The following is a 20,671-nucleotide window of genomic DNA, read 5'->3' as shown; positions in this document are numbered from 1 at the left end:
GGAATCGGGTGTCAAGTTCCCCGGGAGTTGGGACTATCTAGAGAAAGTAGGCGTATATAGTCGGCCGATCAACTAACGCCGCGGCCTGGAGGACATCATGGCTATCCCAGACCTCATGCCGCATCCTGTGGCAGCAAAGTACGCCATCCTGGTGGATGTCGGTTATCTCTACGCTGCCGCAGGTGAAGTGCTGCTTGGTGCCAAGGAACGCAAGGAATATCGAGTTGCCGCCGATGAGCTCATCCAGAGCCTACAGAAACATGCAGAGGAACGTATTTCTGGAGAGCTGCTGCGGATCTATTGGTATGACGCCGCCCGTGACCGCGTGCCCACCGTCGATCAGCGAGTCATCGCCCAGCTTCCGTGGGTCAAGGTCAGGCTTGGCAACCTCAACGCGCGCGGCCAGCAGAAAGGCGTGGACGCGCAGATCAGAAGCGACCTGGAAGCCCTGGCCCGGCACCACGCCGTAACCGACACCATCCTGCTGGCCGGTGATGAGGACATGGTCCCGGCGGTGGAGGCGGCCCAGGCGTTCGGGGTGCGCATCCATCTGTGGGGGGTTGAGCCGCCTTATGGCACCAACCAGGCCGAACGCCTGGTCTGGGAGTCCGACACCGTGGAAGTGATCACTGCTGAGTTCCTGAGGCCCTTTTTCAGCCGTGCTCCCCAGCCTGTCGCCGTCACCCCACCGGCCGCCGCGCCGTCGCCCGCCCAGGTGTTCGCCGGACGCGCCCCGGTCAAGCCGCACGTCAAGCCCGGCCAGGTGGCCAAGCTCGGCCCGAGCAGGCCGCGCGTGGAGGACGTGGGCGAGCACGTGGCACAGAAGTGGATCCTGACGCGCGGCCGCGACAACATCCGCGACCTGCTGCCGGGGCCGATCCTGCCGACGGTGATCGACACCGAGCTGCTGATCGAGGCGGAGAAGGAGCTGGGCCACTCGCTGCGCCCCTACCCGGAGGCTCGGGTGTGGCTGCGCGACGGGTTCTGGGCCCGCGTCTACCGGGAGTTCGACCTGGGAGTCGGCGTCTCGTCCAAGTGACCCGACCGGATTGTTCGACCTGGGAGACCTGGGAGTCCGTGTCTCGTCCGAGCGACCCGGCCGCAGCACGCCCATGTGCGACGGCAGCGCCGAGCGAGGAGCACGAGCGACGGCTGCCGATCATGCCTGATCGCCGGGTCCGAATCCCGCCGGTCACCCGCTCCGACCTGCTGACCTGCGCTTTCACGGTGAGGTCCGATTCCCGCCGGTCGAGATGCTGACCAGCGCCTATTCTCGGAGGCATGTCACCCACAGAGCTCGACTTCGACGCCTGCTACCGGGCCGTCTCGGCCAGGGACGCCCGGTTCGACGGGCGGTTCTACACGGCGGTGACGACGACCCGTATCTACTGCCGGCCCATCTGCCCGGCGCGCACGCCCGGCGCGCGCAACGTGCGCTTCTACCGGCACGCCGCCTCGGCGGAGGCCGCCGGGTTCCGGCCGTGCAAGCGCTGCCGCCCCGAGCTGTCCCCTGGTGACCCCGGGTGGGACCTGCGCGGCGACCTCATCGGCCGGGCGCTGCGGCTGATCGACGACGGCGGCGCCGACGAGGACGGCGTGGCCGGCCTGGCCAGGCGGCTGCACATCACCGAGCGCCACCTGCACCGGCTGTTCGTCACCGAACTCGGCGTCGGGCCGCTCGCCGTCGCCAGAACCAGGCGGCTGCTGCTGGCCAAGCAGTTGCTGACCGAGACGGCGCTGCCGGTGACGGACGTGGCGTTCGCCGCCGGGTTCGGCAGCGTCCGGCAGTTCAACGCGACCATGCGGGAGACGTACGGCTTCACACCGAGCGAACTGCGAGCCACGGCCGGCGGCCTGACCCGCGCGGCCCGACGCGAAGACGCAGCGACCACACCCACCACCGTGGCGGGTGCTGAAGGCGCACAAGCGGGGCCCGCTGTGCTTCGGCTTCGGCTGCACGGGCGGGAGCCGTACGACGTTGAAGGCGTTTTCACGTTTCTCGCCTCCCGGGCCATCCCCGGGCTGGAGGTGGCGGACGCGACCTCCTACAGCCGGGTCGTCCCCGGCGGCACGATCACCCTCACCCCGCAGCGCGGCCACCTGGCGCTCGACGTGAGCGTGGCCGACACCCGGCAGCTCGCCCGCATCGTGGCGCGCTGCCGCCGGCTCCTGGACCTGGACGCCGACCCGGCCGCCATCGCCGACGCGCTGGGCCGGACGTCGCTCGCCCCGCTGGTGGCGGCAAGGCCCGGCCTGCGGGTGCCGGGGACGTTCGACGGGTTCGAGCTCGCGGTGCGGGCGGTGGTGGGGCAGCAGATCTCCGTCGCGGGCGCGCGCACCCTGCTCGGCCGGATCGTCGCCACGGCCGGTGCCCGCACGGCGGACGGCCACCTCTTCCCCACCGCCGCCGAGCTGCTCGCGGCCGAGCTCGACGGGCTCGGACTGACCACCCGGCGGATCGCCACGCTCAAGGAGCTGGCGAGCCGGGTCGACGGCGGCCTGATCGACCTCGACGGCGCCCAGGACCCCGCGGAGGCGGTGCGGGAGCTGCTCGCGGTCCCCGGCATCGGGCCGTGGACCGCCAGCTACATCGCCCTGCGCGCGCTGCGCGACCCCGACGCCTGGCCCACCGGCGACCTGGTGCTCGACCGGCGCATGGCCGCCCTGGACATCCCCAAGGAACACCTCGAGCGGTGGCGCCCCTGGCGCGCCTACGCCGCCCTTCACCTCTGGAGTCACTCATGATCAACGCTCAGATCCTGCCCACCCCGATCGGCGAGCTGTCCGTGCTGACCCGCGACGAGGTGCTCGTCGCCGCCGGCTTCACCGCCGACCCCAAGGAGATGTACGTACGGCTCTCGCCCGCGCTGCAGGCCGAGGGCCTGGACGTGGTCGACGACCTCGGGCCGGTCGCCCAGGCGGTGCGCGCCTACTTCGACGGGGACCTCGAAGCGCTGGACGCCATCGCGGTCGAGCAGCCGGGCACACCCACGCGCAAGCGCCTCCACCAGGTGCTCCGCGAGGTCCGGCCGGGCACCACGGTGTCGTACGCCGAGCTGGCCGTACGGGCGGGCCTGCCCAGGACGGCGGCCCGCGCGGCGGGCTCGGCCTGCGCCCAGAACCTCATCGCGCCGTTCGTGCCCTGCCACCGGGTGCTGCCCACCACGGGCGGCTTCGGCGGCTACTACTACGGCGTCCCGGTCAAGGAATGGCTGCTCGCCCACGAATCGGGCAAGCACTGATATTTCACGACGAAGGGCTGGTCCGGCGGGCCAGCCCTTCGTCACGTCTCACGGCTTGACGTTGCTCTGCACCTCACCGACCGGCACATCACGCGTCACCTGCGCCTGTACGGGATCGAACTGGACATTCTGCGCCCCTCCGGTCACCGCCACCGGCCAGACACTCGTCACGGTCAGCTCGTAGACCTGGCGCGGCTGGTCGATGGAGGCACGCTCGTAACGCACCCCGCAGGTGAACTCGGCGTTCTTCGCGTACGGCTTGCCCGACGCGCCGCACCCCTTCTCCACCACCTCGGCCCGGTCCGTACCCGCCTTGATCTTGATGTCGGAGAGGGTGGCCACCACGGTGGCGCTCATCACGCCCGGCAGCGTCGCGGTGACCGTGCGCCGCGGCTGGCCGATGTCCTCAAGCCAGACGAACGTGGGCAGGTTGACGTAGCTACTGGCGTCCGGGTTGAGCTTGATCGTGCCCTGGGGCACGGTCAGCGCGGCCCTGGCCACCTCGGCGAGCTCCTGGAAGGTGATCCCGCTGGGCGGGGTGGCGTTGGGCTCCACGAACACGAACAGTTCGAGCCCCGCCCAGCAGGCCGCGCCCTTGGGGTCGCCCGCGTTGTAGGCGGGCGTCCACCACAGTCCCGGCTGCCCCACCTTGTCCTTGAACTGCTTGATGAAGGCGTTGAAGCCCTCCTCGTCACGCTGGATCCTGGAGGCGTTGGCCCGCGCGTCCGACATGAACGCCAGCATCTTCTCCGCGTCCAGGCCGGGCTCGTACCAGCAGGGACTCTTGAGCTGGTAACCGTCGCTCTTGCCGCCCTTGGCGCCGTCGCCGGTGATGCGGATCTTGGAGTGCCGCAGGACGAGTTCCCGGGTGTTCCCGTTCTGGAAACCCTCGGACTCCACGCCTCTCGGGGGCGCGGTGGGCGGCGCGGTGCCGCCCGCGAACAGCACCGATCCGGCGACGAGCACGGGAAGCAGGCCTTTCATCAACTGCACCCTTCCTTGCTGTGGCTGAACTGCCTGATGCGCCACACCCCGTCGTCGTCGCGATGGGCGAGCACGATCTGGAGGTAGGGGGCGCTGCTGGAGTCGGGCTGCGGGCTGATGGGCTCGCCGGTGCTCGTGGAGACCAGCTTCATCTTCGTCTCGTCCACGCACACGTTGAGCTCGGCGCCCCGGCCCACGACCGCCTTCACCCGCAGGCGGAAGAGTCGTACGACACCGCTGACCGACTGCTTCTTGTCGGTGAAGTTGCGCACCCAGGCGGCCGCCTCACCCGCGTAGGCGGGCTCGACGCGGCGCAGATAGCGGTCGTCACCGGACATGACCGCCTCCCACGCCTCCGCGTAGTAGTCGGGGAAGAGCCGCACCAGCGCGTCGTCCCGCTCGGGCCACCGCACCCGCACCTCTAACTCCCCGCCGACGTCGATGGTGTCCGGCCGCGCGCCGGCGGTGGAGGTGGCCTTCGCCTTGCTCGGAGCCTCGCTCGCGGCCACGTCCGGCACGCTCTTGGGCCGGTAGGGCTGCTCCACCTGCCCGCATCCCGCCACCAGCAGGAGCGCCAAGCCGACTGTCATCCGTCTCATGCCGTGGACTCCCTGACGACGTGAAGGCGCCACGACGGCAGCAGCTCGTCGATCAGCGCCTCGGTTTCGGGGGCCATCCCGCCGCTGTGCGGATGGGAGGCGGATCGCCTGGTCAACCCCTCCACGACGGCACGCAGCCGGCCCAGGTCACCGGTGGCGTGCGTGGCCCGCAGCAGGTCGCGCCAGAGACTCTCGTCGTCGGTGGCCAGCAGCAGCCCGGCCCGTACGGCGGCGATGGCGGCGTCGGGGTCGCCCTCGGCGAGGCGGAGCTCGCAGAGCCGGTGCGCGGCGTCGGCGACCTCGGCCGACACGTCGTACTCCAGCTCGTCGCCCGCCAGCCACGCGTAGCGGCCCTCCGGCCGCCCGCTCAGCAACGGGCCGCTGACCAGGCCGAGCGCCCTTTCCAGCAGCAGGGCACGGGCCGTCGGATCATCGTGCGAGCGGCGTACCAGCTCGCGGAAGAGCACCCAGTCCGTGCGCACGTCCGGCCCCAGGGTGAGCCTGCCGGCCTGGTCGGTGCGCAGGTGGCGGGGGCCCAGCCAGTCGGCGACCCGGGCGATCGTGGCGTCCCTGACCATGGCCTGCACGCCGCGCGGCCACAGCACGCCGCCGAGCACCACCGGATGCACCCCGCCGGGATGCGTGGCGAGGTAGACCAGCAGCTCGGTGGCCAGCGCCATCCGCCCCTGCTCCATCGGCTCCGGCCCGACGACCTCCAGCGGGCCGAGCAGCCTGATCTCCACCGCTGGCGGGTGCAGGTCCACCAGCGGCTGCGCCTCGGGGATCACCTCGCCGTCCATCCGGTCCGCCGTACGGAACAGCTCGATCAGCGCCCGGTAGTGGCGGCGGGGCAGGAGCTGTGCCGTCACCTCGAAACCCAGCTCCGGGATCCGGGCCAGGCCGTCCTCGGTGATCTCCCACGTCCAGGTGGCGTGCGGCACGTCGCCGGTCACCACGTATCCCGCCGTGTCGTTGCGGGCGAGCAGGGCCAGCCGGCGCGCCTCCTCATGGGTGGGCGCCACCGCCGACAGCAGGTAGTGGGCGTCCCGGGGCCGGCCGGTGATCCTGCCGGTGAGCACCTCCTGGCGTGGCGCGGCCGTCGCCTCCAGCTCCGGCAGCGCCGCCGCCAGGCTGCCGACGGCCCTGATCCGGTCCGGGGCGATCGCCGTCAGCTCCTCGCCGAAGCCGACGAGCGTGATCCGCATGCCGTCGGACCACCGGTTCGTGGCCAGCTCCACGGCGAGCGCGGCCAGCGCCGCCGTCGTCTGCGGGCCACGGATGTTGATCAACCCCTGCGCGGCCTCCAGGTCCACGAGCACCCGGCCGCTCTGGTCCGTGCCGATCGACACCAGCCCGGGGTACGGGGCCCCGCCCGGCTGATCCTCCAGCAGGCGGCCCTCGTGCGCCGCCAGCCGCCACACCTGCCCGCCGTCCTTGACCGTCCAGGGAGCGGGCGGGTCGCCGTCCGGCGGGTGGATCCACAGGTCGAGCGTGCGCGCGGACAGGTGCGCGCCGTAGACGGTCGGCGGGGTGCGGTTCGCGGCGGCCAGCTCCGCGCCGAGCAGCCGGAGGCCGAGGTCGAGGATGCGGGCGCCGGGGGCGTCGGCGCCGAGCCTCAGCGCCACCTCCACCTCCGCCGCGTCGCCGCGTGGCCGTACGACGCGGTGGCCGAACAAACGGTGCCAGAGCTGCTCGCGGCGCCTCCTGCCGAGCACCGCCAGCAGTCCGGCGGCGGCCAGCGACGCGCCGGCCAGGAAGTCGACGAGCTCCAGGCCGTCGGCGGCCGGCTGCATCTGGACGCTGTCCTGCGGCCGGGAGTCTCTGACCTCGGGCTTGGCGACGCCCTGTTTCTGGGTGGCCGACCGGTCGACGTGGTCCCTGACGATCGCCCGCTCGCCGCCGCCCGGCTTGGCCGGATGGTCCTCCAGCGTCTGTGTCCTGGCCTGGGTGGCGGGGACGACGTGCGTGTTGCGCGCGTCGTCCGGCATGTCGAGCACCCAGCCGGGCCTGATCAGGTCGGCCATCCGCAGGCGGGCGCCGTCGGGCTGCTCCTTGTGCTGGTTGAGCTTGAAGATCTCCGGGTAACGACGTCCGTCGCCGAGGCACTTCTCGGCGATCTCCCACAGGCTCTCGTGGTGCCGGCCGTGCGGCGGCTGCACCACGTACACCTTCTTGGACTGCCGCGCCTCCTCCGGCTGCTCCACGACCGGTGCGGTGAAGGCGACGGCGGTCATCGGCGGCGGGGCGGGCGGGGCGGCCATCGCCGCGATCGGCACGACCACGGCCCCCGCCGTGAACAGCAGCAGCACCGCGCTGACGAGCTTGTTGGCCAGCGCCTGCGTGCCGCCGGACAGCGGCACCCTGGCCGGCATCCCGACCTGGCGCACCCCCGCGTACACCTCGACCACCACGCACACGGCCAGTTGCAGCCAGGCCAGCCAGACGAACACCACCAGCACGGCCATGATCGTGCTCGGCCCGACGCTGCTGGTCAGCAGATCGAGGTCGAGCAGCTCGGGGCTGATCGGCGGCCCGGCGAACCTCAGCAGCGCGTAGGGGACACCGCCGACCAGCGCCACCAGCAGGACCAGCGCGCCGAGTCCGGCCAGCACATCGCCGGGGCCGCGCCGGGGCTGGACGCGCGGCGGCGCCTGCCTGAGCGTGCGCGGGCGCCCCTGACCGGCAGAATGCACCGGACCTCGTGCGCGCGCGGGCTCTCGCGTCGGCATGGCCTCTCCCCTCTTGCGTCCAGCGTGCTGATTCGGCGCTCTGTCATCCACTGACCCGCCTGATTCGGTCTGGCTCATCCGTCCTCGGGCGCGGCGCTCGCCTCGGGCGCCGCGCTCGCCTCGCCCTCCATCTCCGAGCCGGCGAAACCGATCGCGGCCAGGAAGAAGGCGGTCCAGCGGACCCGTACGGCGACCGTCACCAGGGTCTGCCCCTGCTCGACGGTGCAGTCGGCCGGGGTGATGCCGTCTCCGCCGTGTGCCGCGACGACCTCCTCCGCCCTGGCGCAGACCTCGGCCTGGCCCTGCATCCGGACCTCACCGGTGTCGCGCAGATGATCGACGTCGATCTGGTCGGCGCCGGCCCGCGCGGCCTGCTCGGCGATGTCGTTGGCGCGCAGCCGGGCGTTGATCGCCGATCCCCCGTCCACGAGCAGCCCGGCCAGCAGGAACACCACCACGGAGAACAACACGGTGAACACCGACATGGACCCGCGCTCCCCCGGCGGCCTGGTGAGCACCGGCACGGACCCGCGATCCCCCCGCCTCACTTCTCCACTCTCCTGAACTCCTCCAGCGGCACCACGGCGGTGCCGGTCATCCGCTTGGACGCGCCGAAGCCGAGGAAGGCGAGATCCAGCTCGCACGTCACCTCCGCCCGCACCTCGCCGCCCTGCTCGTACGCGTCGCCGTCCAGGGTGACGGCCGGGCTCGCGCACCCGTCCTGGAGCGCGTCGGTGGCGATCTTCTCCGCGGCGGAGGTCGCGTCGCCGAACGTACGCTGGATCGAGGCGGCGCGGGCGGCGTCCCTGGCGGCGGCGTTGACCTCGCCCTGCGCCTCGACCAGGCGTCCGGCCCCGGCGAGGAAGAGCAGGAAGAGCAGGAACACCGGCGCCAGCATCACCGTCTCGACGGCCATGGAGCCTCGCTCGCGGCCGCGGCGGTTCACTCGCAGTCCTCTCCGCCGTCGTCCGGGCGGAAGCACTCGATCGGGCCGCCCGCGGTGGCCGTGATGGTGAAGGCGAGCTCCGGCAGCAGGGGGATGACCTGGACGGCGCTGCCGGTGACGGTGACGTGCCGCTCGTCCGGGTCCTTCTCGGCGGTGTCCACCGACGCGCCGTCGAGCAACTGGGGGCCGATGGCCGTCAGCACGTCCCGGGCCTTGGCCTGGGCCTCCTGCTCCCAGCCGCCGGAGTCGGCGGGAGCCGCCCTGGCGACGCGGGCACCCTCTCTGGCCGCCGCCTCCGCCACCTGGCGGCCGTGGAACCAGAGGGTGACCTGCACGATGAGCAGCACGGTGGCCAGGATGACCGGCATGAGCAGGGCCAGCTCGATCGCCGACACCCCTCGATCACCGCGCTTCCCGATCGCCGACACTCCTCGATCACCGCGTTTCCCGATCGCCGGCGCGCCTCGGTCACCGCGCTTGGAGCGGGTCACGTGTCCCCGTCACCGCCACCGCCGCCGAACGAGTCCTGAATGTCGCCCTGCTTCTCCGTCACGAGCTGGCTGATCAGCGTGGCCAGGCCGAGGGCGACGCCGGCGATGATGGCCGTGATGATGACCCACTCGACGGCGGAGGCGCCACGGCTCGGCGCGGTGCGGGCGCGGTGCATGCGCACACTCAGGTACGCGACCAGGTAAATGATCCACGGATGGTTCATCAGGACCCCAACATCTTCATAGCGGCCGGAAAACTGAGAAAGATGACAAATCCCGCGCAGAGGAGGAGCTGGGCGACCAGCATCGACTGGGACCGTTCGCCGGCCCGGCCCTCGATCTCCGCCAGCTCGCGGCGGCGCAGGGTGGCGGCCCTGGCGGTCAGCGAGCTGCGTACCTTGGCCCCGTCGTCGGCGACCAGGCCGAGCGCGGCGGACAGGTCCCGCAGCTCGTCGATGTTGAGCTCCTCGCCGAGCTGGCCGAGCGCCTGCCAGGGGGTGATGCCGACGATCCTGGCCCCCTGCAGCGCGTCCCGGATGCGGGCCATCGCCCAGTTGGGCTGCTCGCCGCTGATCGACACGGCCATCATCAGCGCCTCGGGCACGCCCCTGCCGCCGGCGAGGTTCATCGACACCAGGTCCAGGAACGCGCCGACGACGTGCCGGAAGTCGCGTCTGCGCGCCGCGGCTTCCTTCTTGATCTGCAGGTCGGGCAGGAAGAAGAAGACGAACGACGCGAGTACGGCCACCCAGAACGGGATGGTCGGCGAGGCGCCCCAGCCCATCAGCAGCAGCCAGCCGAACAGCACCGGAAAGGCCAGCAGCCCGCTGGCCGCGAGCAGCGCCTTGGTCGCCAGGAAGCCCTCGAACGAGCGTCCCACCAGCGCCAGGTCCGACTTGGTCGAGCGGACATGCCAGCCACGGGAGCCGTAGAGGCGGGCCAGCCGCAGGCCGAGCCCCCGCCGGAAGGCGCTGACCTCCTCCTCCGGCAGCAGCAGGATGCGGGGCGCGTCGGAGCTCTCCCGCACCTCGTCCAGCGCGAGCAGCCTGGCCACCAGTCCCGGCCGGGCCGGGAACAGCGCCTTCAGCAGCAGGAACAGGCCGAGGCCCGCCACGCCGCCCGCCAGCACGCCCTCAACCATGGTCGCCTCCGACGAGCAGTCGCGTGGGCTTGTCGAACCTGGCCAGGCGCCGCATCCAGGCGAATCCGGCGCCGAACAGGCCGGCCACGATGACGAGCACCGCCTGGCCGAGCAGGTTGTCGTACTCGCCGACGTACTCGGGGTTGAAGATGACCAGCAGCGCGGCGAAGGCCAGTGCGGTGATCACCACGATCTGCACGCTGCGCCGGGTCGCGCGGCGTTCGGCCTCGACGCGGCGGCGCATGTCGAGCTCCTCGCGCGCCGACACGGCCAGCGCGCCGAGCACGTCGCGCAGGCCGGGGCCGCGCAGCCTGGAGTTGAGCACCAGTGCGGCCACCACCAGGTCGGCCGAGGGGTCGTCGAGCTCGTCGGCGAACAGGGCGAGCGCGTCCGGCAGCGCCATCCTGGTGTGCAGGCGGTCGACCAGCGCGCGCAGATGGGGGCGGAGCGTCGGGGCCGCGGCCCTGATCGAGGACGGGATGGCCTGCTCCAGCCCGGCCGCGCCGGCGATCGTGTCGCGCAGCGACTCCGTCCAGGCGGCCAGGCCCTCCAGGCGGTGCATCGCCCCCCGCTCCTCGGCGGCGCCGCCGGACAGGCCGCGCCAGGCGAAGACCAGCGCGACGGTCCCGACGGCCACGACCGGCCAGCCGGTGACGACCAGCACCACGGTGGCCGCGACCCCGGCGACGGCGACGCGGGTGGACAGCACCTGGACCATGCGGCGCTTGGGCTGCGAAGGGCGGGGGCGCAGGCCGTACAGGGAGAGGAACAGCAGGAAGAGGCCGGCGCCGGTGAGGGCGCCGGACAGCAGCGCCAGCGGGTCGAAAGTGATCATGTCACCAGCCCCCCGGGTTGTAGCCGTAGGCGGCGAGCTCTTCCATGCAGGAGATCGGCGCGTGCGGCAGGCCGGAGCCGTCCGGGCCGGGGGCGAACACCTCGCTGGACAGCACGCGGCCGTCGCAGCCGTTGACCTCGCGGATGCTGGAGACGTAGCGGCGCAGGCTGCCGCCGCGGTGATAGTCGTTGCGCTTCTCGATGAAGACGACGAAGTCGATCGCGCCCGCGATGAGCATGTGCGTGGCCTCGATCGGGAGCCGCTCACGGGCCTGCAGGGCGTAGGTGGCGATGCGGTTGAACACTTCCATGCTGGAGTTGGCGTGGATCGTGGACAGGGAGCCGTCGTTGCCCTGGGTCATCGCGTTGAGCATGGTGACGATCTCGTCGCCGAGCACTTCGCCGACGATCACGCGGCTGGGGTTCATCCGCAGGGATCTGCGGACCAGCTCGGCCATGCTGATCTCGCCCTGGCCCTCGGAGTTGGGCAGGCGCTGCTCGAAGGCGACGACGTTCGGGTGCAGCTCGGCGAACTGGTCGAGGCCGAGCTCCAGGGCTCGTTCGACGGTGATGAGGCGCTCGCTGGGCATGATTTCGTTGGCCAGGGCGCGCAGCAGCGTCGTCTTTCCCGCGTTCGTCGAACCGGCGATCATGATGTTCTTCCGGGCGCCGATCGCCGCCGAGAGAAAACGGCCAATTTCCGGGCTTATCGTGTTATTTCCGACCAAGTCGGAAAGGAAGACTTTGCCGAGGCGGGCGCGGCGAATGGAGACGGCGGGCTTGACCGTCACGTCCATCACCGCGCTCAGTCGCGAACCGTCCGGCAGGCGCAGGTCGAGCTGTGGATTGGCGGTGTCGAACGGCCTGCTCGACAGCCCCGAATAGGCGGCCAGGATCTGGATGAGCTCGATCAGCTCCTCATCGGTCTCGGCCACCGGCTCCCGCGTGAGCTCCTGGCCGTCGGCATAGCTGACGAACACCTTGTCGCAGCCGTTGATGTCGATGTTCTCGACCTCGGGGTCGTCGAGCAGCGGCTGCAGACGCCCCACGCCGAACAGGGCCGCGTGAATGCCCGCGGCGAGCGCCTCTTCCTCCTCGATCGTGGGCGGGGTGCGGCCGAGACCGATCTCGCTGCGCGCGTGCTCCTCCAGCACCTGCGAGATCAGCGCCCGGGCGAACTGGCGCTCGTCCTCGCCCGTCATCGTGGGCAGGCCGTTGGCCTGGTCGATCCGGCGCTGGTGGGCGAGGCGGTCGCCGACCTCCTGCCGGAACCTCTTGACGAGGGAGTGATCGATCATCGGGCCCCCACCAGCCGTCCTGCGAGATCTCGTGCGGTACGGACCAGCAACGATCGGTCCAGCCGGCCGCCCCACTGGCCGCGCAGCAGCTCCGCGCCCTTCACGTCATGGGCCAGCCCGTGCACGAAGGAGACATACGGGCCGACGATCCTGCGTACGTCGTCGATCGAGGAGCGATAGTCGCGCGGGTCGGCGATGACCACCACGCCGTGCGCCTTGGTGATGCTCAGGCGCTCGCGCAGGTGGGCCACATGATCCAGGGTCGCCCTGGTGAGCAGGACCACCTGATCGGCCTCCGCCAGCAGGTCGCCGATCTGCGGGTGCGAACCGAGGCGGCCGCAGTCGGCGATCACGTCGGCGTTCGGCATCGCGGCCAGTGACCTGCCCAGCGGGCCCCACAGCCAGGTCAGGCCCGCGGCCTGCTCCCCGTGCGTGATGCCGACCAGCACGTCCAGGCCCCCCACGATCTTCTGTGTGTGCTGGTGGATCTGCGCGGGCTCCAGGCCGCGCCGGGCCGTGGCGCCCAGCGTGAGCAGGCCCTTGCCCGGATTGAGCACACCGCCGCCGGCGGCGGGCAGCCGGTAGGCGAGGTCCCCGCCGGACGGGTCGCACTCGGCGAGGAGCACGGGCCTGGGCCAGACGGCGGCCAGGGCCGTTGCCGCGGTGGTCACCCCTGGCGCGCCCTTGTCGGCGGCCAGCACGATCAGCCCCACCTCAGCGCGCCCCGGGAAGCTCGGCCACGGCGACCTCGCCGCCGGAGGCGTACTGGAGGATGACGGGTGAGACCTGCGTCTCCACGATCACGGTGATCTGGCCGCCACCGCCGCTCCTGCCCTTGTCTCCGACGCTGAAGACCAGCGCGCTCTGCGCCAGCACCCGGCCCTCCTCCTGGCCGCCGCGCCCCGGCACATGCACCACCTGCACCCGGTCGCCGGGCTTCAGCCCCGCGGGCATCTGGCCCGGCTTGAGCGCGAGCCCCACCTTGGCCTTGCCGGGGCCGAGCTCCTTGCTGGCCGTGACGCCCATGTCGCTGGTGAGCAGGGTGCCGGGCAGGATGGTGACGGCCGCGAAGGTGTCGAGGACCCGCTGCCGCTGCGACCAGCTCACGAAGTCGATGCCGGTGTCGGCGATCTGGACCTCCTCCAGGGCCTCCGCGGTGAACTGCTGGCCGGCGCCCACCTGCTGGGTGATCCTGATCGCGGAGATGCGGTCACCGCTGCGCAGCACGAGCAGCGTCGTCGCGAGCGCTCCGCCCAGGATGAGCAGCACGGCGAGGGCGGCCAGGGCAGGCTTGCGCTCGCGCGGGGGCACGGGGAGCTTGCGTGAGGCTGGGCCTGACAACCCGGCCGTGTCGACGGCGGGTTTTTCGCTGGTCCTCATGGGTCGGGGGCTCCCATTAGTGAATTTTGGAATTCACGCCATTATGTGCATCCGGGTGGTGGAGCGGGGGTCGAATGCGAAGAACCATGCTTGTTTCGCAGGTGGCTTGGTGTCAACTCGCGATAATCAATGCCTATTGTTTCTAGCGAGTTGACGGGCATGGATTTTTCCGGGTAAGAGTCACAGGATTAACATTTGTCACTTGGTTAACTGAGGTTTTCGGATTTATGGGGTGACGTCTGGTTATATTCGGCGCGACCTTAAAGGGGGATAGGGCGTCAAGTCGGGCGTTCGGTGGGTCGGGGCGGGAGTTCGTGGTTTTTTAGACTTCGCTTACGGCTTGCGGGTGGCACCTGTCCACAGGGCTGGGTTCGTGGCCCGGGTTATCCACAGGCCGCGGCTTTCATGCCATTGATGTCATCCGGAGGGCTTAGCGTCGCGGCGGGCGCTACCTTGGCGCCGAGATCCGACCGAGGAGACGGCACATGCGGATCATGCTCACCGTGCTCGGCGAGGCGAGCAGTCGTGACGTCGTGATCGACGGGGACGAAGACGCGACGGTCGCGGCGGTGAGCGAGGCGCTCAGCGGCCGCGACCCGATCGCCGAGGTCGTCCGGCTGCCCCGAGCACGCGCGCCCTACGGCATGTCCACCACGGCCTCCCCCACCGGGGACACCCGCGTCCCGGGCCAGGTCCCGGGCCAGCGCCGGCCCGACGGGAACGGCTCACCCTGGTCTGCCTCCGGCCCCGCCGACCCCCACCGCTCCGGCGGCACTGGTGGCCTCCGGAGCCCTGCCGGCCCGAATGAGGGCCTCGGCCGTTCCGGTCATCCCGGTGGTCCCGGCAGCTCCGGCGGCGGGCTCGCGCGTGGGTCCGCCGTGCTGTGGCGTAACGGGCGTCAGCTCGACCCTCGCGCCCTGGCCAAGGCCGTGCTGTACGACGGCGACAAGGTCACCCTCGATCCCCGCCTCGCCCGGATGACGATCATCGAGGAGCCGGGCGGCGTGGCGGAGATACGCGTCGTCGGTGGTCCGGCCGCCGGCGCGGTGCACCGGCTGGGGCTCGGGGTCCATGTCATCGGCTCCGATCCGATGTGCGCCATCACCGTCGCCGACGCGGCCCTCGCCCCGGAGGCGGTGACCGTACGCGTGACTCCTGACGCGATCACCGTGGAGCGCGCGCTGCGGGCGGCGCCCGGCCAGGCACCGCGCCTCAAGCTCAAGGGCAGGTGGGCCGACGAGGTCGCGGAGCTCACGGTGCGGGTGGCGGAGCGGGAGGCGGCGGAGTTCGCCTCCGAGGCCACGCGGCCCCCTCCCGAGCTGGGCTCACGGCCGCTCACCGACACCGTCGACTGGCCGGAGGACACCCTGCTGGCCTGCGGCTCGTCGCTGTTCACGCTGATGGCCATCGAGCCTCCCGACGCCCACCTGACGCCCCGGCTCGAAGGCGGCGTGGCCTACAACCGGCCGCCCCGGCTGCGGCGTCCAGAGGGCCGCCGCGCTTTCGCCCGGCCGAAGGAGCCCACCCGTAACGAAGGGATGCGGCTGCAGTTGCTGGCCGCCTTCCTGCCCGCGGTGCTCGGTCTCACCCTGGCCTACGTGCTCAAGCAGTGGTATTTCCTGCTGATGGCCCTGATGACCCCTGTCATCATGGTCGGCCAGTGGTGGAGCGACCGCCGGCACGGCAAGAAGCAGCACCGGAAGGCGCTCAAGGAATACCGGGAGCGGCTCGACGCCTTCGAGGAGACGGTCGAGCAGGCCAGGGCCGAGGACGAGCTGCTGCGCAGGTCCGACTCGCCCGACCCGGCCCAGGTGCTGCTGACCGCCATCGGCCCGCGCAGACGGCTGTGGGAGCGCAGGATCCACGATGACGACGCGCTGCGGCTGAGAGTGGGGCTCGCCGATCTGCCGGCCAACCTGGATCTCAGCGAGGAGCAGGGCGGCTCCCTCGATCCGCCGGTCTGCCGGGCGGTGCCGGTGTCGCTGGCCATGCGCAGGCTCGGCGTCGCGGGCGTCACCGGCCCGCGCGACCACGCCACCGGCCTGGCCTGCTGGCTCGCCGGCCAGGCCGCGACCCTGCACAGTCCGCGCGACCTGGCCATCGTGATCATCTCCGCGCATGCCGACAGCGAGCGCCGCTGGGGCTGGACGCGCTGGCTGCCGCACTGCGGGCCCCGTGGCGGTGAGGAGTGCGTGGCCCTCGTCGGCGCGGACCCGGAGTCCGCGGCCCACCGCGTCAGCGAGCTGGCCGCCCTCATCGACGAGCGTCAGAACACCGCGATCCCCGAGCTGGGCAAGATCCCCACCGGCTGGGACGACCTCGGCGGCCCGGAGCCGCCGGCCTTCTCCACCTACGACACCCGCCCCTATGACGTGCTGGTCATCCTCGACGGCGCGCAGGCCCTGCGAGGTCTGCCCAACATGCCGCAGGTCCTGCGTCAGGGCCCGCGAGCGGGCGTTTACACCCTGGCCATCGACGACGACCAGCGGCTGCTGCCGGAGGAGTGCGCCACGGTGGCCGCCTGCGACCCCGACGGCCGGGTTCACCTGCGCGGCGGCGGCCTCGACGTGATCGGCCCGGTTCTGGCTGATCTGGTGTCGCCCTCGTGGTGCGATCGCCTGGCCAGAGCCCTGTCCCCCATCCGTGACGTGAGCAGGCAGGACACGGCCGGCCAGCTTCCGGACGCGGTACGGCTGCTGGACCTGCTCGGCCTGCGCTCCCTGTCCGGCAAGGAGCTGGCCGCCCGCTGGCACGACCAGGGGTCGACCCGCGCGCTGATCGGCACCGGCCCCGAAGGCCCCTTCTCGATCGATCTGAGCGTGGACGGCCCGCACGGCCTGATCGCGGGCACCACGGGCGCGGGCAAGTCGGAGCTGCTGCAGACCCTGATCTGTTCGCTGGCGGTGGCCAACCGTCCCGACCAGCTCACCTTCGTGCTGATCGACTACAAGGGCGGCGCCGCGTTCAAGGAGTGCACCCGCCTCCCGCACACCGTCGGCATGGTCAGCGACCTCGACGGCCACCTCACGCAACGCGCCCTGGACTCGCTCGGCGCCGAGATCCGACGCCGCGAACGCCTCCTCCTGGCCGCCGGGGCCAAGGACATCGAGGACTACACCGGTCATCCGCTGCCGCGGCTGGTCCTGATCATCGACGAGTTCGCGGCGCTGGTGGCGGAGCTGCCCGACTTCGTCACCGGCCTGGTCGACATCGCCCGCCGGGGCCGCTCGCTCGGCATCCACCTCATCCTGGCCACGCAGCGCCCCGCGGGCGTGGTGACGGCCGACATCCAGGCCAACACCTCCCTCCGCATCGCCCTGCGCGTCACCGAGCCCGCCGAGTCCGCCGACGTGATCGACATGCCCGATGCCGCCCACATCTCCAAGTCCACCCCCGGCCGCTGCTACGTGAAATCGGGCGCGGGGGCGGCCACGGCGGTTCAGACGGCCAGGGTGGGCGGCCGCAGCCCGAGCCTGGCCATCAGCGCCGCCGACGGCAACGGCGGGCACCCTGGCCTGGGCGGTCCCACGTGGGCCCCCGGCCAGGACGCCGCCCACGCGGACGTGCGGGTCGTGGGCGTCGACTGGCGTTCGCTCGGCAGGGCTCTGCCGGCACGGCCGGAGACCGCCGAGATGTCGGCCGTCACCGACCTGTCGCTCGTCGCGGACGCCCTGATCGAGGCCGCCCACCTGGCGGGCGTACCGGAGCAGCCCCGCCCTTGGCTGGAGCCCATCCCCGCCCAGGTGGTCCTGGCCCTTCCCACGACGGCCGCCGTGAGCCCGCCACCTCCCGCGACGGACGACCCACGCCGGCCCGCTGACTCCACCCTCCTCGGCTCCGGCTCCCCCGCCTCTGGTGGGCCGGAAGCCCCGATGACCATCGTCGAGCCGTACGGCCTAGGAGGCCGGTCAGGCAAGCTGGCACCGAACGGACGAGGCAGCCGGTCAGACGAGGTGGCGCCGTACGGACCGGGCAGCCGGTCAGACGAGGTGGCGCCGTACGGACGGGGTAGCCGGTCGGGTGAGGTGGAGCCGCTCGCCTTCGGGGTGACGGATCGTCCCTGGGCGCAGGACCGGCGGCCGCTCACGCTCGACCTCGCCCACGGCGGCCATCTGGTGATCGCCGGGGCGGCCCGCAGCGGCAGATCCACGGCACTGCGCACGATCGCGGGCGCCATCGCGGCCTACGCCGCCCCCTCGGACGTGCACGTACACGCGATCGACTGCGGGTCCGGCGCCCTGCTGCCACTGGTGGCGATGCCGCACTGCGGCGCGGTCGTCACCCGCGACCAGTTGGACCGCGTGGAGCGCCTGCTCACCCGCCTCCGGGCCGAGGTGAGCCGCCGCCAGCAACTGCTGGCCGAAGCCGGGCACGCCTCGCTGGCCGAATACCGCCAGGCAGGCCATCGACTCCCCTGGCTGGTGCTCATGCTCGACCGCTGGGAGGGTTACGTCGCCGCGTTCGAGGGCTATGACTACGGACGCCTGCTGGAAGCACTCATGCAGTTGCTGCGCGAAGGCCCCGCGGTGGGGCTGCGCGCCGTGGTGACCGGCGACCGATCCTGCCTGATCGGCCAGATCTCCACTCTCTTCGACAACCGCCTGCTTCTCCGCCTCACCGACCCCACCGACTACGGCCTGGCCGGATTCCCCCTCAAGGGCCTGCCGACGTCGATCCCCCCAGGCCGCGCCCTGTCCCTGGGCCAGAACGGCATCGTGGAGCATCAGATCGCCCTCCTCAGCCCCGATCCGGCCGGTCCCGCCCAAGTAGCCGCACTCCAGTCCCTGGCCCGCACCGCCGCGCACCCGGTGACCCCGCTCTTCCCGCCGGCGGCGAAGTTGCCAGGTGATGTGACGACGACGCGGGCGCAGTCTCCGGACGACCCGACGACGGCAGGGGCGCAGTCGCAAGGCGACCAGACGACGCGGGTGCAGTCTCCAGACGACCCGACGACTGCGGGGGCGCGATCGCAAGGCGACCTGACGACGGCGGGGGCGCAGTCGCCAGGCGAGGTGTCGGCGGCGGGGGCGACCTCGCCGCACCGTCCCGGGTCGGCTCACGAGCGATCGGTGTCTCTCGGGCGAGGGGCCTGGTTGTGGGACGGCGAGCCGCCGTTGCGTGTGGACCCGTTGCCTATGCGTATCACCGCCGGTCAGGCTCTCGCTCTGGACCCCGCGTTCCGCCCGCCGTCGCCCCTGTGGGCGCTCGTGGGCGCCGGGGGCGACTCCCTCACCCCGCTCGGGCTCGACCTGATGGCGCAAGGACCAGGCGCGGTGATCGCGGGCCCGTCGCGTTCCGGCCGCTCGTCCGTCCTGATGACGGCCGCCGAGTCGCTGATCTCCCAGGGCACACCGGTCATCGCCGTCACGCCCAGACGCAGTCCGCTGAAGAGCCTGCGCACGGCCCTGGCCGTTCTCGACGCCGACGCCGCGAACCTCCGGGAACTGGTCGCGGATCTGCACCACTACGTGGTCCTCGTGGACGACGCCGAGCTGATCGATCCCGACAGTCCCATGGGGTCGGCCCTGGAGGAGATCCTCCGCTCGGGCCGGGACGGGGACCACGCCCTCTTGCTCGCCGGCGCGACGACCGACCTGACGGTCGTCTACCGGGGATTCGCGGCCGAGACCCGCAAGTCCCGTACCGGGGTGCTGCTGTCGGTGCAGAGTCAGGCAGACGGTGACCTGTTCTCCATCCGCCTGCCACGCGGCACGGTCGGCGGCCCGCCAGGCCGCGGCCTCCTGGTCACCACCGGCAACGTCTCCCCCATCCAGGCAGCTGTCCCGGGCAACTGACGGAGGTGTACGAGCTATTCGGCGTGCAGGCGGTGGAAGTCCGTCAGGCTCTGGCGGTAGTAGGCGAGCTCCTGCTCCAGGGCGGAGCGGGTGAAGCGCTGAGGTTCTTCCTCGCGTACGGCTTGGCTCATCGCCGTCCAGAGCTCTTCGGCCGGGAGCTCGTCGGCGTCGTCAGGGAGGAACTTCAGGGCCTCGGCCACGGCGTCCGCGGCGAAGCGCCAGTCGGCTGTGATGCTCTCGTACTGGGCGTCGTCCGAGGAGTCGGCGGCGAAGAAGAAGGACGCTTCCAGGGCGCGGTTGCCGTAGGTGACGGCGATGAGTGCCCACTGTCCCGGGTCGATCAGCTCGGAGAGGCCCGAACCGAAGGTGAGGTCCTCGCTCCTGGCCTCGCTCTCCGAGGCGTAAGGCACGAGGACCTCGGCATCTCCCAGGCGTACGCGCCAGGCGTCCTCCTCCTCGGTGAGCACCGCCTGCCGGCTCACGGCGGCCGGGTCGTGATCGAGGGTGGTGAAGTCCGGGCTCTGGTCGGGGTCCAGGCCGTGCGCGGTGAGGTCCAGGTAGAGGAACGCCTCGATCAGAGTGCGGGCGTGACCGGATGGGGGTGCCGGGTGAGCGTGGTCAGGCATGCTGGGCCGCCAGGTCTCGGTAGGTGTCTCTTACGATCATCAGGCGGTCCAGCTGGAACCTGCCGGGTTCGGCCGCGCGCATTCCTTGGCCGCGTTCGGACCAGAACGCGTCGGCGGGCGCCTCGTCCTGGCCCGAGGGGATGAACTTGACGATCTCCTCGATGGCCGCGGCGGCGACGGCCAGGGCGTGGTGCGCCTCGGCAGGGTCGTGGATCGGCACGTTGCCGGCGGTCAGGTCGGCCACCCAGAGCCATTCGCCGGCGTCCAGCAGCTGGGAGGGCTCGTCGCCGCCGAAGGTGGGATAGCCCTGGGGCGCCACCGGGCGGTCCGGGAGGCCGAAGAGGTATTCGCGCGGCTCTTCGCACTCGCCGCAGGCACCGGCGTACCGGTTGACCAACTCGCCCCCGACCGTGGTGAGACCGGTGCTCCAGTCCGTCTCCACCGACCCGCACGTTCTGCAGGGGTGCAGGTCCAGGTAGAGGTGCGCCTCATCCCTGGTGCGCGCCACCGCGAAGGCCATCGCTCATCCTCTCGTCCCGAAGTCCCGGAGTCCCGAAGCCCCGGAGTGCCGCAGTCCCGGAGTCCCGAAGCCCCGGGGTGCCCAGT

At 71.7% G+C, this 20,671-nt stretch carries 18 protein-coding genes; 4 read left to right on the top strand and 14 right to left on the bottom strand.

Going from position 1 to position 20,671, the window contains the following annotated elements; translation table 11 throughout:
- Positions 1-97 precede the first annotated feature (97 nt).
- From OHA68_RS20090 to OHA68_RS20080, 3 genes are all read left to right on the top strand, one after another.
- On the top strand, positions 98-1,039 hold the full coding sequence (locus OHA68_RS20090; RefSeq protein ID WP_189144546.1) for an NYN domain-containing protein: 942 nt from the start codon (positions 98-100) through the stop codon (positions 1,037-1,039).
- Between the two features lie 242 nt (positions 1,040-1,281).
- Positions 1,282-2,745, top strand: a complete 1,464-nt coding sequence (locus OHA68_RS20085; RefSeq protein WP_327108991.1) for an AlkA N-terminal domain-containing protein — start codon at positions 1,282-1,284, stop codon at positions 2,743-2,745.
- Positions 2,742-3,242, top strand: coding sequence for a methylated-DNA--[protein]-cysteine S-methyltransferase (locus OHA68_RS20080; protein WP_327108990.1), 501 nt, complete (start codon positions 2,742-2,744; stop codon positions 3,240-3,242). The genes OHA68_RS20085 and OHA68_RS20080 overlap by 4 nt, the downstream gene beginning before the upstream one ends.
- A 48-nt stretch (positions 3,243-3,290) precedes the next feature.
- Here the strand turns inward: OHA68_RS20080 and OHA68_RS20075 are convergent, their stop codons facing one another.
- The 12 genes from OHA68_RS20075 to OHA68_RS20020 form a co-directional block, all read right to left on the bottom strand.
- Positions 3,291-4,226: a hypothetical protein gene (locus tag OHA68_RS20075; RefSeq protein WP_327108989.1), complete on the bottom strand. Its 936-nt coding sequence runs from the start codon at positions 4,224-4,226 to the stop codon at positions 3,291-3,293.
- On the bottom strand, positions 4,226-4,825 hold the full coding sequence (locus tag OHA68_RS20070) for a hypothetical protein (protein ID WP_327108988.1): 600 nt from the start codon (positions 4,823-4,825) through the stop codon (positions 4,226-4,228). The genes OHA68_RS20075 and OHA68_RS20070 overlap by 1 nt, the downstream gene beginning before the upstream one ends.
- On the bottom strand, positions 4,822-7,518 hold the full coding sequence (locus OHA68_RS20065) for a BTAD domain-containing putative transcriptional regulator (RefSeq protein WP_327108987.1): 2,697 nt from the start codon (positions 7,516-7,518) through the stop codon (positions 4,822-4,824). The genes OHA68_RS20070 and OHA68_RS20065 overlap by 4 nt, the downstream gene beginning before the upstream one ends.
- 110 nt (positions 7,519-7,628) lie before the next feature.
- Entirely contained in the window at positions 7,629-8,102 is a 474-nt protein-coding gene (locus OHA68_RS20060; RefSeq protein ID WP_327108986.1) for a flp pilus-assembly TadE/G-like family protein, read from the bottom strand.
- Positions 8,099-8,470, bottom strand: coding sequence for a TadE/TadG family type IV pilus assembly protein (locus tag OHA68_RS20055; RefSeq protein ID WP_327108985.1), 372 nt, complete (start codon positions 8,468-8,470; stop codon positions 8,099-8,101). Before OHA68_RS20055 ends, OHA68_RS20060 begins: the two co-directional genes overlap by 4 nt.
- 26 nt (positions 8,471-8,496) lie before the next feature.
- Positions 8,497-8,928, bottom strand: a complete 432-nt coding sequence (locus OHA68_RS20050) for a TadE family protein (protein ID WP_225278189.1) — start codon at positions 8,926-8,928, stop codon at positions 8,497-8,499.
- A gap of 59 nt (positions 8,929-8,987) precedes the next feature.
- On the bottom strand, positions 8,988-9,215 hold the full coding sequence (locus OHA68_RS20045) for a hypothetical protein (protein ID WP_189144540.1): 228 nt from the start codon (positions 9,213-9,215) through the stop codon (positions 8,988-8,990).
- Entirely contained in the window at positions 9,215-10,132 is a 918-nt protein-coding gene (locus tag OHA68_RS20040; protein WP_327108984.1) for a type II secretion system F family protein, read from the bottom strand. Before OHA68_RS20040 ends, OHA68_RS20045 begins: the two co-directional genes overlap by 1 nt.
- On the bottom strand, positions 10,125-10,967 hold the full coding sequence (locus OHA68_RS20035; RefSeq protein ID WP_327108983.1) for a type II secretion system F family protein: 843 nt from the start codon (positions 10,965-10,967) through the stop codon (positions 10,125-10,127). Before OHA68_RS20035 ends, OHA68_RS20040 begins: the two co-directional genes overlap by 8 nt.
- A gap of 1 nt (position 10,968) precedes the next feature.
- Complete coding sequence (locus tag OHA68_RS20030; protein WP_327108982.1) at positions 10,969-12,264, bottom strand: CpaF family protein; 1,296 nt, start codon at positions 12,262-12,264, stop codon at positions 10,969-10,971.
- A complete protein-coding gene (locus OHA68_RS20025; RefSeq protein WP_327108981.1) occupies positions 12,261-12,977 on the bottom strand; it encodes a hypothetical protein in 717 nt (238 codons plus the stop codon). Before OHA68_RS20025 ends, OHA68_RS20030 begins: the two co-directional genes overlap by 4 nt.
- A gap of 1 nt (position 12,978) precedes the next feature.
- Positions 12,979-13,644: a hypothetical protein gene (locus OHA68_RS20020; protein ID WP_189144535.1), complete on the bottom strand. Its 666-nt coding sequence runs from the start codon at positions 13,642-13,644 to the stop codon at positions 12,979-12,981.
- 485 nt (positions 13,645-14,129) lie between these two features.
- Here OHA68_RS20020 and OHA68_RS20015 point away from each other — a divergent pair, with 485 nt between their 5' ends.
- On the top strand, positions 14,130-19,439 hold the full coding sequence (locus OHA68_RS20015; RefSeq protein WP_327108980.1) for an FtsK/SpoIIIE domain-containing protein: 5,310 nt from the start codon (positions 14,130-14,132) through the stop codon (positions 19,437-19,439).
- 14 nt (positions 19,440-19,453) lie between these two features.
- Here OHA68_RS20015 and OHA68_RS20010 read toward each other — a convergent pair whose 3' ends face one another.
- On the bottom strand, positions 19,454-20,065 hold the full coding sequence (locus OHA68_RS20010) for a hypothetical protein (protein WP_327108979.1): 612 nt from the start codon (positions 20,063-20,065) through the stop codon (positions 19,454-19,456).
- Positions 20,058-20,585, bottom strand: coding sequence for a hypothetical protein (locus tag OHA68_RS20005; protein WP_327108978.1), 528 nt, complete (start codon positions 20,583-20,585; stop codon positions 20,058-20,060). The genes OHA68_RS20010 and OHA68_RS20005 overlap by 8 nt, the downstream gene beginning before the upstream one ends.
- Between the last annotated feature and the right edge of the window lie 86 nt (positions 20,586-20,671).

The sequence above is a fragment of the Nonomuraea glycinis genome (assembly GCF_035920485.1).
GTDB lineage: Bacteria > Actinomycetota > Actinomycetes > Streptosporangiales > Streptosporangiaceae > Nonomuraea > Nonomuraea glycinis.
The sequence above is the reverse complement of the archived record's forward strand: the minus strand, read 5'-3'. Positions and strand labels throughout refer to the sequence as shown.